We start from the raw sequence: 16,229 nt of genomic DNA on the forward strand, positions 1-16,229 counted from the left end.
AATTAATATAAACAATATATAATTTAGATAAAATCCATCTCATTTTGCGATCAATCAAAAGGAGGGAGAAAAATGGAGCTGCGGCAACTGCAATATTTCGTGGAAGTCGCCCGGCGCGAACACGTCTCCGAAGCCGCCGATGCCCTCCATGTCGCGCAGTCGGCGATCAGCCGGCAAATCGCAAACTTAGAGGCGGAGCTTGGCGTGCAGCTTTTTGAACGGGAAGGGCGGAACGTGAAGCTCACCCCCATCGGCCGTCATTTTTTGCCGCACGCCGAAGCGGTGTTGAAGGCGGTCGATGATGCAAAGCAACAAATCGAAGAATATTTAGACCCGGAGCGCGGGACGATTAAAATCGGGTTTCCGACAAGCCTGGCAAGCCACATGATGCCCATGGTCATCTCCGCCTTTAAAGCGGAACACCCAAACGTCTCGTTCCATCTCCGCCAAGGGTCGTACTATTATTTAATCGAAGCGGTGAAAAAACGGGAAATTGACTTGGCCTTTCTTGGACCGATTCCCGCACGCGAAATCGGCATCAAAGGGGAAATTTTATTTTCTGAACCGTTTGCGGCCCTCCTGCCGAACAGCCATCCGCTCGCTCGCCGCGACCGGATCGTGTTAAACGAACTGCGCCACGACCCGTTTGTTACGTTTCCAAAGGGATACATTTTGCATCAAATCGTCATTGACGCTTGCCACCAAGCCGGATTTTCGCCCAACATTTCATCGGAAGGCGAAGATCTCGATGCCATTAAAGGGCTTGTCTCCGCCGGCATCGGCGTGACCCTCTTGCCGGAGAGCGCCCTGTCGGAAAGCTTGCTTCGCTACGCCGCCAAAGTGCCGATTGAAATGCCGCAAGTGAAGCGAAATGTCGGCATCATCGTCTCCGACCATCACGAGCTCGCCCCGTCGGTGAAAGTGTTTTACCGGTTTGTGAAAGACTTTTTCTCCGAGCTGGAGCGGTACCAATTGCGGGGATAAAAAAAGACGCAGGCGCTGCTTCCTGCGTCTTTCTCTTATTCTTCTGCACGCCTGCCTCCCCCGTCCCCTTCACTCTTTTTCGTTTAGAAGACTGGTGATTTAATGAAAAAATCAGCTCAACAATATCCCTTCTCAAGTTAAGAAACCTTGTAAAATTGGCTCTTCTTTCCCAACAAAAATCACCCATTTGACGAAAATGATCGTTTTTCACCGGCCTTTTAGGAAGTGTTAGTGTCAAGGACAAAACAAGAAGGAATGTGGAAGCATCGGGCTTTTGGCGTTGCTTCAAGCAGACCGCGTCCCGAACGTCATCCTAACCGCACCACCATCCGGCCGCGCAGTTCGCCACGCAAAATGCGCTTAAGCGCTTGCGGCAATTCAGCGAGCGAAATCTCTTGAGCAATCCGCTCAAGATCCGGCTTTAAGTCGCCAGCGAGCCGCTCCCAAATGCGGAGGCGCACATCCATTGGACAATAGACAGAATCGATGCCAAGCAAGCTGACACCGCGCAAAATAAACGGATGGACCGTCGTCGGCACTTCCGCCCCTCCGGTCAGTCCGCTCACCGCCACGGCTCCGCCGTAGCGGATGCGGCTTAACACCGTGGCCAGCGTCCGGCCGCCGACCGGATCGACTGCCGCTGCCCAGCGCTGCTTATCAAGCGGACGAATGTGCTCGGCCGTGACGTCCTCTCGCGTCAACACTTCTTTCGCCCCTAAAACGCGCAAATAATCGTGCTCCGCCGCTTTGCCTGTGCTCGCTTCCACCGTGTAGCCGCGCTTCGCGAGCATCGACACGGCCAGACTCCCGACTCCGCCCGTCGCCCCCGTGACAAGCACCGGTCCGCGTTCCGGCGTCAACCCATGCTCCTCAAGACGGTGAATGGACAGCGCCGCTGTAAACCCAGCCGTCCCGATCGCCATCGCTTCTTTCAACGTCAACCCTTTCGGCAGCGGAACGAGCCATTCGCCGTGCAGGCGAGCATATTCACTGTAGCCTCCGAAATGCGTCACGCCGATTTCATAACCGGTCGCAACCACTTCGTCCCCTTCGCGAAAACGCGGATGTTGCGACGAAACAACCACCCCGGCCAAATCAATTCCCGGCACAAACGGATACGTTTTCACAATTTTGCCGTCCGGAATGGACGCCAATCCGTCTTTGTAATTGACGCTCGAATAATGGACGCGGACAAGGACGTCGCCTTCCGGCAAATCATCCATGGAAATCGTCTGCACACCGGCGGTAAATTCTGTTTCGGTTTTGTTGACAACAAACGCTTGAAATGCGGACATCATTCTCTCCCTTTCCCCATACATTCTTCACTCATGTCATTCGACAAACAAACGCCAGATTCCTTTTTTATCATCCTGAACCAAGAAGACCCTCACTCCCGCTTGTGAGCGTAAGCGGGTGATAAATAAACGTCTAATGAAAGTCCTCCCTACACTTCCTTGATTTCTTTTGCTAAACTGTAAACAAACGTATTCTTAAAATGAAAGAGGGTGAAACAATGGGCAATATCCCTGACTCGAACAAAATTTACACTTACGCTGACTGGAAAACATGGGAAGGTCGCTGGGAACTTATAAATGGAAAAGCATATAATATGACACCTGCTCCATCTTCGGAACATCAATTTGCAGTCGGAGAATTGTATTTTGCTTTGCGCCATTTTTTCCAAAACAAACATTGTTATGTTTTTATGGCGCCGTTTGATGTATTCCTTAGCAAAAATGAAACGTATGAAACCCCTGATGACATTGTCCAACCCGATATTGCCGTGATTTGCAATAAAAAACAGATTGTCCAAAAAGGATGTTACGGGGCACCTACACTGGTTGTTGAAGTCTTGTCACCTTCAACCGCTTTAAAAGACTACAACGAAAAATTTTATACTTACCAACACTATGGAATTGCGGAATATTGGATTGTTGATACTGCTAATAAAATGATTCATGTGTACTATTTGCACGAAGGTACATATCAACGACATGCAACATACGGACAACAAGACACGCTGCATTCCGCACAATTTAAGGACTTAGCTATTCCATTAACGTATGTATTTGAATGGGGTTAAAACGGCTCTTGTTCGGAATGACCATTCAGTGTTCATGATCGATCTTTCGTCAAACACACAGGAATCGATGATCGGGCAGCCTGCCCTGAGGCAGGTGTCTAAGAATCTCCCATCTCGAAGAACAAGCGCATAGGCGGGAGAACGTTCAGCCCTAGCGACAGCCGCCTGCTTCTATGTTTTTCCGAATGTCTGCACGAAGGCAAACAAAACACCAGCCTGTCGACCCAAGCTGGCGTTTGTCCTTCTTCTTATTGAATGGCCGCTAGCGCCCCGGTCAAGACACGCACCACAAACGAAAGTTCGTCATCCGTGATGCAAAGCGGCGGCGATAAGGTGAGTACGTTGTTGTATCCGGCGACCGTCGTTCCGTTCTTGCCAATGATGAGGCCGTTTTCTTTGCATCGATTGATCACTTGATTGACAAGCGACACATCAAGAGGCTCTTTCGTCGCTTTATCAGCGACAAGCTCAATGCCCACAAGCAGCCCTTTGCCGCGCACATCGCCGACATACGGGTGGTTGGCCAAATTCGTTTTTAGCTCATCAAGCAGCCATTCCCCGGCCTCTCGCGAACGATCAAACAACCGCTCCGTCTCCATGATCTCGATGTTTTTCAGCGCCACCGCACAAGCAGCCGGGTGGCCGCCAAATGTATTGACATGGCGGAAATAGTCGTATTCGCCTGTTCCTTTGAACGCGTCATAAATATCCTTGCGAACAGCGGTGGCCGCCAACGGCAAATACGCGCTCGTAATGCCTTTCGCCATCGTGATGATGTCCGGCTTGACGCCGTAGTTTAGAAATCCGAACGCTTTTCCCGTCCGGCCAAAGCCGCAGATGACTTCATCGACAATAAGCAAGGCGCCGTGTTTTTCACATACTTCTTTGACCGCTTTCATATACCCGTCCGGAGGAATGAGCACGCCACCCCCGGTGATGATCGGCTCCATAATGACGGCAGCGATCGTTTCGCTCAACTCCCACGTCATGACATCATCAATGGCCTTTACCGCCCGCAGCTGGCGCGGATCGTCAGCTGAATCGGGGTCGCGGTAGACATCCGGCGGCGGCACATGGATGAAACCTGGGGCGAGCGGCTCGTATTTGTATTTCCGCTGCGCCTGCCCGGTGGCTGAGAGCGCCCCCATCGAGTTGCCGTGGTACGCCCGGTAGCGGGAAATGATTTTGTACCGATGATGCTCCCCGCGCTGCTGGTGGTATTGGCGGGCGATTTTAAACGCCGTTTCGTTCGCTTCCGACCCGCTGTTTGAGAAGAAGATGACATACTCATCGCCCAACAGTTCGTTAAGCCTTTCCCCAAGCTGGATTGCCGGTAAGTGGCTTTGCGTCAACGGGAAATACGCCAGCGTCTTCAGCTGCTCATACGCCGCTTCGGCGAGTTCCTCGCGCCCGTAGCCGACGTTGACGCACCAGAGCCCGGCCATCGCATCCAAATACTGATTGCCAGCTGCATCCGTCACCCAGCAGCCTTTCGCTTCGGCCGCAATCAGCGTTGCTTGTGGGTTATATGGCTTCATCGAATGCCAGATATATCGATCATCTTTGTCGAGCCACAGTTGGTGGGTTTGTTCAGTTTGCATGATTCTCTGCCCCTTTCACCCAACACAGGTTAAAAATCAAACCGGGAAGTAATCATCTTTTTGCGCGTGTAAAAATTCACGCCATCTTTTCCATTCACATGAAGATCGCCGTAAAACGAATCTTTCCAGCCAGAGAACGGGAAAAACGCCATCGTCGCCGGCACGCCGACGTTAATGCCCAACATCCCCGCATCGGCCTCTTCACGGAATTTCCGGACGGCCTTCGCATCCTTTGTATAAATCGTCGCCCCGTTCCCATACCGAGACTTCCGAATATAGCTGAGCGCTTCATCTAAATCATTGGCCCTCAGCAAACTTAATACAGGTGCGAAGATCTCTTCTTTCGCGATCGTCATATCCGGGGTGACATAATCAAAAATCGTGGGACCTAAAAAATTGCCTTCGGGTCTATCATCCATTTCCTTTCGCCCATCGCGCAGCAATACCGCGCCCTCTTCAATCCCCTTTTGAATGTAGCCTAGCACCTTTTCACGATGAGACTGCCGAATGACCGGGGTTAATAACACTTCCGGATCCATGCCATTCCCAATAATCAACTCATCCGCTTTTTGTTTCAACCGACGGACGAACGTTTCATTTTCCCCGACAATCACGACTGCACTGCAAGCCATGCAACGCTGGCCCGCGCTGCCAAACGCTGAGCTGATCACATGTTGTACGGCCGTCTCTACATCCGCATCTGGCATGACAATATGATGATTTTTCGCCCCCGACAACGCCTGCACTCGTTTGCCTTGCGCTGCTGTCCGTTCATACACATACTTGGCCACTGGCTGTGAACCGACAAATGAAATCGCACGAATATCCTCATGATCAATCAAGGCGTTGACCACCTCATGCGCTCCATGAACGACATTGAGCACCCCAGGAGGGGCACCTGCCTCCGTAAACAGTTCTGCTAACTTATTGGCCAAAATGGGCGTCCGTTCCGATGGCTTCAATACAAACGTATTGCCGCACACAATCGCCAACGGGAACATCCAAAGCGGCACCATCATGGGGAAGTTGAACGGAGTGATCCCTGCCACAACTCCCAACGGATAACGAAACATTTCCGAGTCAATCTCTTCCGCAATATTCGACAGCGATTCCCCCATCAGCAAAGTCGGAGCGCCGGCCGCAAACTCCACGCATTCAATCCCCCGTTGAATTTCTCCGTACGCTTCTTTATACGCTTTGCCATTTTCCTGTACGACAAGCTCCGCTAATTCCTCATGATGCTGGTTTAACAAATGGTGAAATGAAAACATAATCCGCGCTCGTTTGGGAACAGGGACATCTTTCCACGTCGCAAACGCTTTCTTGGCTGCTTGCACCGCTTGATCGACATCCTCTTTGGTTGAGATCGGAACACGCGCCAACACTTCCCCAGTCGCCGGGTTCGGGACTTCTAGCGTTTCTGTGCCACTCGATGCCACCCACTGTCCACCGATATAGTTTTTGAGAACCGTTGTTTCCGGTTTGGTGATGGACATCAGATTCTCCTCCTTATTCCTATCTTTGTTCATGATCTAAATATTTTGTATTGTTACACAAAATTATCCTCCAGTTTTTGATTGCCTTCACTAGACAAAGCGTAAAAGCGATTAGCCTATTTATTCCACAATGTGACCAAATTTTGAAAATGTGCGCGCCTTGGACTGAGATTTTCATGTCGGTGGAGAGCAAAAAATTGCTCATGGATGTTTTTACGAAAGAAATCCCCCTAGAAGCCTACGGCATCTTCTGCTTTTCGCTTCTCAGGGGGGAGACTTCTTACTTACAATCTTCGCAACCGATCATGCTGCACATATTTGTTTTCCATACTTTGCGATTGTAAATATTCATATGCCTTGATCATAAACTCAATAGCGAGCCGTTTTTCCGGATTCATAAAATCCTCTCCTAAAAGCGACTCTAGTTTTTGGATTCGATGATACAGCGTTTGCCTAACGACAAATAGTCTTTGTGCGGTTTCTTTTTTTGAACCGTTACACGCCAAATATACCTTTAACGTTTCCAACAAGTTTCCATTATATTTTTCATCGTATTGAAGAACAGGCTCTAAGTATTCCATGACAACTTCATACAAATCATTGTATTTATGAATAAGGGAAATAATTCGATAGATATGCAAATCCTCATAAAAACAGCTATTGGCTCTGCCGCCAAGATGATGTTGAATTTTGATCGTCTCTAAAGCCGTCCGATAACTTTTGTCCATATGAGAAACATTTTCGATAAATTTTCCGACCCCGACAACAAATTGAGGTAATTTCTTCTTTTGAATATAATCCGATTCAAGCAAAGAATTCAGTCCTATTTTCATTCGACTTTTCCATGTTTTCATTTCCCTGTTATTGATCATAATAAATACGATGCTGCTGTGAAAATCGACAGGAAATGTCGAAAAACCTTGTTGTTCAAAAATCGTCCGGCATAGCATTTTAAAATAAATCATGTCTAAATTCGAGCATTGCTTCATTGAAGATTTAAAACGGACAACAAGCACTGTCCCTCCTTTTGGATTTGGCTCTGCCCCATACTCAGCCAAATAACTAAACACATTTTCAATGGGATGCTCTCCCTCTAGCCAGCTTTTCAACCACTCATTTTCTTCTACTCTCTTTTTTTCATCGACATACAAATCACGAAGCAGATGCTGTGCCAGCGCAGTTGCCGTACGATCCAAAATCAGCAGATCAAATTCGCTGATTTCCTTTCCGGTTGACACAATGGATAGCTCGGCATATTCATTCCCGAGAAATTGGATCGGTTGGGTGGCCACTCTTTTCTTGGAAGCTGCGTTGTCGTCAACTATCAACTGTTCTTCCTTAAATGTTTTGCTGTATTTAGGAAATATCTCCACCTCTCTGCCGTTTATTTTAAAAACCACTTGATGTCCCGAATAGTGGTGCAATAGTTTTAAAATTTCACTATAATGGTCCATTGAAAGTAATTTTTTGTTTAATTGCTGTGAATATGATTCTAGTCCGGAGATGATTTCATAGTGTTGGTTAATTAAATAAGTGTGGATGTCTTGGGTGATCTCAACGAAAGGCACTTCTTTGAGAAAGAGAATGATCGGAAAGTGATGCGCATTCGCTAAATCGATTACTTCTTGCGGAACAGAAGGAGTATGCATACCGATTTCAATACATAATCCCGAAGCGTCACAGTTGATAAGCTGTTCTACAAACGATCGAAACAGTTCCCTATTTTCCTTCCATCCTACCCCAGTAGATAAAATCAGCTCTTTTCCGTTTAACAGATGATGGATTTTCGCAACCTCGACAACATGAACCCATTTTACAGTGCGGTTGAGCCCATTATGCCCTGCAGCCACTTCAACATGTTCAAAATGTTTCCGCTTTAGAATATCAGAAACCGTTAATGTAGGAGTCTTCATACACTTTGTTTCACTCCCCTTACAGCAATCATGGCAATGCCATTTTAATATTAGGCAGCGTAAACGGTCGCTCCTGCTTCTATCACAAATTTTTATGTAACGGCTTGGCTATATATGGCCTTCTACGTTTCATTATACAGAAAGCAACATCATCGATCTCGTTTTATGTTATGAGATGTGACATTCATTTAGGCGATTCGCGCTCTGTTTCATGAAAATCAAAGCGCCGGCCCTGCCTCTATAATGATTGAGGATATATAGAGGAACTCGTTCCGGCGCTTATCGCGATGTGCATCGCTCTTCTCTCTATTCGTGGTGTTTTCTGAGCTGGCGGATTAATAATGACGAAAAATATTTGCGTGCATCAGCGTTTGTAATATGCAGTGTTTGGATATCTCTTGTTTCTGACAAAGAGTCTTCTTTCTCAAATTCAACAAACGATCCGCTTAAATTTTCTTTTACGCTTTTCATATAGTATCCTTGTTCAATTAAGTAATCGATCTTTTCTCGCTCACGTAGAAACTGATGGTAAGTCATCACACACCCCCCGCTTCTCGTCGTGACCCGCATCCTTACCGCCAGGCACAGCTTGTTGGTGTTCAATGATTTATTTACGTTAGGACATTTTCACCACATCTTGGTCGGCCATTAGCGCCCCATATTTCGCGCGTTTAACATATTGGCCGTACCCCGGTTTCCCGACAAATTGTTTATCACGTACCACAAATTCTCCTCTACATAAAACCGACACGGGTTCCCCTGTTACTTTCATCCCTTCAAACGGATTATAATCCACAGCCATATGGTGTGTTTCGGCTGAAATCACCCGTTCAACCGTTGGATCAAAAATGACTAAATCCGCATCCGCACCGACGGCAATGGTTCCTTTCTTCGGGAATAGACCAAACAATTTGGCGATTCTTGTTGATACAATATCAACAAACTGGTTGAGGGTAATTCTCCCTTTTTTCACTCCTTCACTGAAAAGAATACTTACCCGATCCTCAATAATAGGACCACCATTTGGGATTTTGGTAAAATCTCCCCTTCCTAATTCTTTTTGGCCTTTAAAATCAAATGAGCATTGGTCAGATCCGAGCGTTTGCAGCTGGCCGTTTTTCAAGGCATTCCATAGCACTTCTTGATGCCATTTCTCACGAAGCGGCGGTGACCATACATATTTAGCACCTTCAAAATTCGGCTTTTCTAAATAGGACTGATCGAGCACCAGATACTGGGGACAAGTTTCGCCCCATACATTCAACCCCTTATTGCGCGCTTCAGCAATTTTCTCTACCGCTTGAGCACACGATACATGAACGACGTACAATTGCGAACCAGCGAGTTCTGTCAATTGACAGGCGCGCCCCGTCGCTTCTCCTTCTAGCTCTGGAGGTCTCGTTAATGCATGATAAATCGGATCAGTATGCCCGTCCTCCAAGGCTTTTTTCGTTAAATAGTCAATCACGTCTCCATTCTCGGCATGCACCATGACAAGCGCTCCGAGTTCTTTTGCCGCGACTAGCGTCCGATACAAGGTTCCATCATCAGCTTGAAACACGTTTTTATACGCCATAAATACTTTAAAGGAGGTAATTCCTTCTTCTTCGATCACTTTTGGAAGCTCTTCAAGCACATCGTCCGTTATTTCACTGATCATCAAATGGAACCCGTAATCGATCACCGCTTTCCCCGTCGCTTTGTTATGCCAAGTTTCAATCGCTTTTTTCAGGGGCTCACCTTTATTCGTTAAGCAAAAATCAATAATGGTCGTCGTCCCGCCAAATGCGGCGGCAATCGTCCCCGACTCAAAGTCGTCTTTTGTCACAGTGCCGCCAAACGGCATATCTAAATGGGTGTGCGGATCAATGCCTCCTGGAAACACATAACAACCTGTGGCATCAATCACTTCCGCTCCGCTCTCATCTAAATTTCTCCCGATTACTGCAATTTTCCCATCTTGAATGAGGAGATCGGCTTCATATATATCTGTAGCGGTGACAATTGTTCCATTTTTTATCAATTTTGTCATCATGATACCCTCCTTCATTTATAATGATTTGATATCCACACTGCAACCGCTTAGCCGGCCAAGGGCCGCTTGCCGTTCATTCCATGTCATCGGGGGATGTTCGCTTGGCACTTCGACCATCTCAATCGCCCCGTCAACCGGACAGACGATAGAACATAAATTGCATCCTACACAATCTTCTTCGCGCACTTTTAAATATTCTTTTCCGTTTTCGTCTACGAGACGCTCAATGCATTGATGGGAAGCATCTTCACAAGAAATGTAGCACTTATTGCACTGAATACAGCGCTCACGATGAATTCGCGCCACAACCTTATAATTGAGGTCCAAATCTCCCCAATCAGAATACTTTGACACTGATTTCCCTACAATATCCATTACGGAAGCAATTCCTTTTTCATCAAGATAGTGATTCAACCCTTCAATCATATCCTCGATGATCCGAAACCCATGGTGCATAACCGCCGTGCACACTTGAACTCCTGTCGCTCCCATTAACATGAACTCAACGGCATCTCTCCAATTGGAGATCCCGCCAATTCCCGAAATCGGAATGCGGATACGCGGGTGTCGCGCGCATTCGGCCACCATATTTAAAGCAATCGGTTTTACTGCTGGACCGCAGTATCCCCCGTGCGCCCCCTTTCCTGCTACATGTGGAATCGTATTCCACGTATCTAAGTCCACCCCCATGAGACTATTGATTGTGTTGATCAAACTGATGGCATCTGCCCCGCCTTGGGCAGCCGCTTCAGCGGTCGCCGTAATATCGGTAATATTAGGAGTTAATTTGACAATGACAGGGGTGCGTGCCACCTCTTTGACCCAATATGTTTGTCGTTCGACCAATTCTGGCACTTGACCTGATGCCGATCCCATCCCCCGTTCCGCCATTCCATGCGGACAGCCAAAATTGAGTTCCAACCCATCCACGCCCACATCTTCTACTCGCTTCACAATCTCATGCCATTTTTCGCGCTTGGGCTCGACCATCAAAGAAGCAACGACAGCCCGGTCAGGAAAACGTTTTTTCGTCTCATAAATTTCCTTTAAATTTTCCTCAAGAGGACGATCCGTGATTAATTCAATATTGTTAAAGCCCATGACTCGCTGTCCGTTAAAACTGATTGCCGCAAATCGGGACGATACATTCAAAATAGGTTCCCCTAATGTTTTCCATACCGCTCCTCCCCAACCCGCCTCAAATGCCCTTTGCACTTGATACCCCGAATTGGTGGGAGGGGCGGAAGCGAGCCAAAATGGATTGGGGGACTTGATTCCCGCTAAGTTAATGCTTAAATCAGCCATTGCCGTTCCCTCCTCTCATTTAGGCCGTTTCGCTTACTGCCTTTGTCAAATATCGATGAATCCCGTAAGCTGCTTCCTTCCCTTGCTGCGCTGCCACCACCACCATCGCTTCGCCTTTTCCTCTTTCAAAAATCACATCCCCACAAGCAAACACCTTCGGATTCGACGTTTGATAAGTTTCAGGATTCACCTTGACTACGCCATGATCATGCTCTAATCCAAAAGCTTCAATCAATTCGATATGGCGCTCTTGCCCAATGGCTTTAATGACAACATCAACCGGCATAATAAATTCCGATCCCTCAACCGGAAGAGGGCGGCGGCGGCCATCAGCGTCTGGTTCTCCCAATTCCATCCGAACGCATTCAACATGAGTAACCTTGCCCTTACTGTCGCCAATAATCCGTTTGGGGGCTGTTAGCCAGCGAAATTCGACACCATCCTGTTTGGCAAACTCATACTCAAATTCATAAGCTGTCATTTCTTCTTTGGTCCGGCGATATAAAATTTTTACATTTTCCGCTCCTAGACGCACTGAACAGGTAGCTGCATCAATCGCGGTATTTCCCGCACCTATCACAACTACCCTTTTCCCCACCAGCCGATCAGTCAATGGTTTTGTTTTCGTCTCTTTAATCAACTCAATGGCATCATATACTCCGTCCAAATCTTCTCCCGGGATTCCTAACTTTGGCACTTTCCCCATGCCAACAGCTAAAACAACAGCATCATAATTTTCTAGGAGCTCGTTTACTTCAATATCCTTACCAACCCTTGTATTCGTGCGGATTTGCACGCCTAAGCTTTTGATTTGATTGACTTCCCACAACGAGATATTTTGAGGGAGGCGGAAAGAAACAATGCCATACGTGTTTAGCCCGCCTGCTTGGTTCTCCGCTTCAAAAATGGTCACTTCATATCCAAGACGAGCTAGTTCTCTGGCCGATGATAATCCAGCAGGGCCGCCGCCGACAACCGCCACTGTTTTTCCATTTTTTCGTCCCGCTTGGAATAACACTTCTTTATTTCGGATCGCCCAATCGGTCGCATATCGCTGCAATTTTCCAATCATAATGGGTTTTGTAGAATGATTTAAAACACAAGCCCCTTCACATAATTCCTCTGTCGGACACACTCTTGCACAACTGGCGCCAACCGGGTTTGACAACATAATGGTTTTCGCTGACCCTTTTACATTCCCAGAAGCAATTTTTTTGATAAAAGCAGGGATATCAATCCCTGTCGGACAAGCCCGAATACAGGGAGCGTCATAACAGTACAAACATCGATTCGCTTCTTCCATTGCTTCTCGATCTGTCAAGCCAGGCTCTACTTCTTCAAAATTCTTTTCCAAACGTGATTGCTCCATCTCCATCCCCCTCCACGCGTCATTTTTAAAGAAAGGGAATAGAGTCATTCCCTCCTCCCCTTTCTCATTGCTTTCTATGGAAGTAAAGCCGTCATTTCACTATAGGTTTCCGGACGACGATCACGGTAAAATTGCCAAGTATCGCGCACTTCCCGAATCATCTTCTTATTCATGACGCCAATCACCACTTCATCTTGATCACGGCTGCCCATGGCCACAAAGTTCCCTCTAGGATCAACCAAGTAAGACTGCCCGTAAAACTCTCCCATGTTCCACGGCGCTTCATATCCAACCCGATTGATGGCAGCCACGTAATAGCCATTGGCAACGGCATGAGCCGGTTGTTCCAGTTTCCATAAATATTCGGAGAGACCTGCTACCGTAGCGGATGGATTGAACACAATTTCAGCGCCTTTTAGTCCTAAAATTCGCGCTCCCTCTGGGAAATGACGGTCATAACAAATATAAACGCCGATCTTGGCAAATGCGGTATCAAATACCGGATAGCCTAAATTTCCAGGCTTAAAATAAAATTTTTCCCAAAATCCACAGCCCTCGTTTCCTACCCCGACATGCGGAATATGCTGTTTGCGATACTTTCCTAAGTAGGTTCCATCGGCATCAATGACAGCTGCCGTATTATAGTAAGTAGCAATTCCTTCCCTTTCATAAATCGGTAGAACGATCACTACCCCCAGCTGTTTTGCTATTTCCTGAAACATTTTGGTCGTCGGACCATTTGGAATTTCTTCCGCCGCCTCATACCATTTTGTATTTTGCTCGGCACAGAAATACGGGCCATAGAAAATCTCTTGCAAACAGATGATTTGTGCTCCCCGATCTTTTGCCTCCTTGACAAGCTTGACGTGCTTTTCAATCGCCTTTTCCTTATGAACCTCGACCGGCTCGTCCCCATGCACATTATGAGAAGCTTGGATCAAACCAATGGTCACTTGATCAGCCATGCTCCAATCACTCCTTCTTCATTTTATCTGGTTTCACAATTAGGCTGAACTTTAAGAATATTCTACATAGTAAATCACCAGCTTTTCATTATACACTTTGTTAAATAATAGAAAACATTGATTGTTCACTATGTAAATTTCAGCGAAATAAATATACAGCTAGACGAAGCTGCTCCCTAGGGTTGAAAACATCAAAATGTGAGGAATATTTACACATTTTACATAATGAATAGATTTCTCTTTTTCTTATTTGACAAATCGTATAATGAAAAATTTACATAGTATAGATAGAATTTTCTTAAATTTCGCTTTTATACACTGGATTTTTAAAAAAGGGGGATATGAATGAAAACACAAATTGAACACAATGGGATTGTGGTCTTGACGGAGGAAGCCGCACAAGAAGTCAGTGGAAGTCCTTTATGGAATGATGACTTGCGTCCGACAACAAGGCAAGAACATTCATGGAAAGGAATCAATTTTGCTACATTGTGGATTGGAATGTGTTTATGCATTCCTTCATACACCATGGCCAGCGGCATGATTGCTTTAGGAATGAACTGGTGGCAAGCTGTTGGTACCATTTTTCTGGGGAACGTGATCGTCCTTATTCCGATTTTATTAAACTCCCATGCAGGAACAAAATTCGGGATTCCTTATCCTGTGTTTGCCCGGCTTTGGTTTGGAGATAAAGGCGCCCATATTCCCACTTTAGCCCGGGCCCTTGTAGCAGCCGGATGGTTTGGAATCAATACGTGGATCGGAACAGAAGCCATTGACACATTACTCATGGCATCATTCTCTTCGTGGGTGAATTTACCAGGACATACAGCCATTGTATTTGCATTATTTTGGATCTTAAATATCAGCGTTGCTTATAGAGGCCCAGAAGGCATCAAAAAGCTAAGCGCAGTGGCTGCACCTGTTGTCGGGATTTCTTCCATCATTTTGCTCATTTGGGCATTTACGAACGCCGGAGGATGGGGACCGATTTTAGAGACTCCTTCTAAGTTCGAAACAACCGGTGAATTTTTGAAAGTCTTTTTCCCTTCTTTAACTGGCGTCATCGGCTTTTGGGCCACATTGGCATTAAACATCCCTGATTTTTGCCGATACGCACAGAGTCAGAAATCACAAATGGTCGCCCAAAGTTTATCCTTGCCTATTACAATGACTGTTTTTTCATTTATCGGAATTGCCGTAACCTCAGCAACCATTGTGATTTTTGGTCAAGCCATTTGGGATCCCGTGCAGCTGTTAGCTAAATTTCCCCCATTTGTCATTCTATTAGGAACTATTATTATTGTCATCTCTTCTGTAACTATTAATGTGGGTGCCAATGTGGTTGCCCCTGCCCGAGCGATCGAAAATTTATATCCGAAGCGAATTACATTTGGAATTGGCGCGATTATCACAGGACTATTCGCTATTTTATTGCAACCATGGTATATTATGTCCAACTTTGGAAATTATATATTCGGCTGGCTTGGCACATACGCCGCTTTGCTCGGACCCATTGACGGCATTGCTATTGCGGACTATTGGCTCGTTCGCCGAAGACAGTTGCACTTAAAAGAACTGTACAAACCGAATGGCCGTTACAATTATGCAAATGGGTTTAACAAAAACGGAGTGTACGCACTGATTGTGGGAGTCGTTATTCCTGTACTTGGTTTATTCATACCACCGCTTCGTTTTCTTTGGGACAACGCGTGGACATTTGGATTGTTCATTGCAATTGGTGTCTACACCTACTTAATGAAAAACGACCAAAGCGTATTAAAGGAAGGCGAGTATGAACAAATCACCCTTTTCGATTCAAAACATAACAGTCCGACAGAAATCGCAAAATAATGAATCATTTACACCTAAACAGCCTATCGATGACAAAAGGCAAGCAGTGTCACTGGTTAAACGTTGACATCGCCCTCCCACGAGGGCTCTTTCTTTTTGCAGGAAACTGCTATTTTCCCCTTATCAATCCTGCACCCAACCTTATCTACGCTTGGCATACAAACATGACAACTTTTCGAACTTTCCACGGCATCTATTATATCGACAGCGACTACGTTATATACTGACATTGAGAATGATTTCACAAGTTAGGAGGACTTAAATAATGATTGTCCACGAACTGACAGACATCGAACATCTATTCACTGAACAATTGCAGGAAGGCTACTACGTGATTCGTGAAACATACCAAAACGTACTCGTTGAGCCGGAAGACGGCGACACCGTCCGGCAAGTGGACGCCGGAACGGAAGAAGTCGTCACCATCGTATTTGATCCCGGCGACGAATACTCCCTCATTTGCCTTGACACCTACACTTTCGCCGACGGCATCCCGTCTTTAGCGGAGCTCAAAGAAACGATTGCCGCGGAGTACGACGTCTTTGTCGACCACCGCTGGGCCGCGCCGTCATTGTAAAAAACGCCCGAAACGATGGACATCGGAGACTCGGAAAACACGGGTAT

At 46.5% G+C, this 16,229-nt stretch carries 13 protein-coding genes; 4 read left to right on the top strand and 9 right to left on the bottom strand.

The genetic code is table 11. From position 1 onward, the window contains the following. Positions 1-72: 72 nt before the first annotated feature. The gene (gene gltC / locus B1A75_RS16680) at positions 73-984 is read left to right on the top strand and encodes a glutamate biosynthesis transcriptional regulator GltC (RefSeq protein ID WP_011230926.1); all 912 of its coding nucleotides are present in this window, start codon (positions 73-75) and stop codon (positions 982-984) included. A 308-nt stretch (positions 985-1,292) separates the two neighbouring features. Here the strand turns inward: gltC and B1A75_RS16685 are convergent, their stop codons facing one another. Next, a complete protein-coding gene (locus B1A75_RS16685; protein ID WP_074044485.1) occupies positions 1,293-2,279 on the bottom strand; it encodes an NADPH:quinone oxidoreductase family protein in 987 nt (328 codons plus the stop codon). 218 nt (positions 2,280-2,497) lie between these two features. On the opposite strand from B1A75_RS16685, the gene B1A75_RS16690 reads away from it, so the two are divergent. Beyond that, complete coding sequence (locus B1A75_RS16690) at positions 2,498-3,067, top strand: Uma2 family endonuclease (protein ID WP_079936551.1); 570 nt, start codon at positions 2,498-2,500, stop codon at positions 3,065-3,067. Positions 3,068-3,315: 248 nt separating this feature from the next. Here the strand turns inward: B1A75_RS16690 and B1A75_RS16695 are convergent, their stop codons facing one another. The 8 genes from B1A75_RS16695 to B1A75_RS16730 form a co-directional block, all read right to left on the bottom strand. Further along, complete coding sequence (locus tag B1A75_RS16695; RefSeq protein ID WP_074044487.1) at positions 3,316-4,668, bottom strand: aspartate aminotransferase family protein; 1,353 nt, start codon at positions 4,666-4,668, stop codon at positions 3,316-3,318. A gap of 29 nt (positions 4,669-4,697) precedes the next feature. Further along, positions 4,698-6,164, bottom strand: coding sequence for a CoA-acylating methylmalonate-semialdehyde dehydrogenase (locus tag B1A75_RS16700; RefSeq protein WP_011230922.1), 1,467 nt, complete (start codon positions 6,162-6,164; stop codon positions 4,698-4,700). 284 nt (positions 6,165-6,448) lie between these two features. Beyond that, entirely contained in the window at positions 6,449-8,077 is a 1,629-nt protein-coding gene (locus B1A75_RS16705; RefSeq protein ID WP_079936552.1) for a PucR family transcriptional regulator, read from the bottom strand. A 306-nt stretch (positions 8,078-8,383) separates the two neighbouring features. Next, a complete protein-coding gene (locus B1A75_RS16710) occupies positions 8,384-8,614 on the bottom strand; it encodes a hypothetical protein (RefSeq protein ID WP_011230920.1) in 231 nt (76 codons plus the stop codon). A gap of 79 nt (positions 8,615-8,693) precedes the next feature. Beyond that, complete coding sequence (hydA, locus tag B1A75_RS16715) at positions 8,694-10,109, bottom strand: dihydropyrimidinase (RefSeq protein WP_033012436.1); 1,416 nt, start codon at positions 10,107-10,109, stop codon at positions 8,694-8,696. An 18-nt stretch (positions 10,110-10,127) separates the two neighbouring features. Beyond that, positions 10,128-11,417: an NAD-dependent dihydropyrimidine dehydrogenase subunit PreA gene (gene preA / locus B1A75_RS16720; protein WP_013523521.1), complete on the bottom strand. Its 1,290-nt coding sequence runs from the start codon at positions 11,415-11,417 to the stop codon at positions 10,128-10,130. Positions 11,418-11,436: 19 nt separating this feature from the next. Further along, complete coding sequence (locus B1A75_RS16725) at positions 11,437-12,786, bottom strand: NAD(P)-dependent oxidoreductase (protein ID WP_011230917.1); 1,350 nt, start codon at positions 12,784-12,786, stop codon at positions 11,437-11,439. Positions 12,787-12,860: 74 nt separating this feature from the next. Then, the gene (locus B1A75_RS16730; protein WP_014195599.1) at positions 12,861-13,751 is read right to left on the bottom strand and encodes a nitrilase-related carbon-nitrogen hydrolase; all 891 of its coding nucleotides are present in this window, start codon (positions 13,749-13,751) and stop codon (positions 12,861-12,863) included. A gap of 345 nt (positions 13,752-14,096) precedes the next feature. Between B1A75_RS16730 and B1A75_RS16735 the strand changes: the two genes are divergently transcribed. Further along, positions 14,097-15,605 carry an NCS1 family nucleobase:cation symporter-1 gene (locus B1A75_RS16735; protein WP_079936553.1) on the top strand — a complete coding sequence of 503 codons (1,509 nt, stop codon included), beginning with the start codon at positions 14,097-14,099 and terminating at the stop codon, positions 15,603-15,605. 265 nt (positions 15,606-15,870) lie between these two features. Next, positions 15,871-16,182, top strand: coding sequence for a hypothetical protein (locus B1A75_RS16740; RefSeq protein WP_074044626.1), 312 nt, complete (start codon positions 15,871-15,873; stop codon positions 16,180-16,182). Positions 16,183-16,229 lie beyond the last annotated feature (47 nt).

Source organism: Geobacillus sp. LEMMY01 (assembly GCF_002042905.1).
GTDB classification, from domain to species: domain Bacteria; phylum Bacillota; class Bacilli; order Bacillales; family Anoxybacillaceae; genus Geobacillus; species Geobacillus proteiniphilus.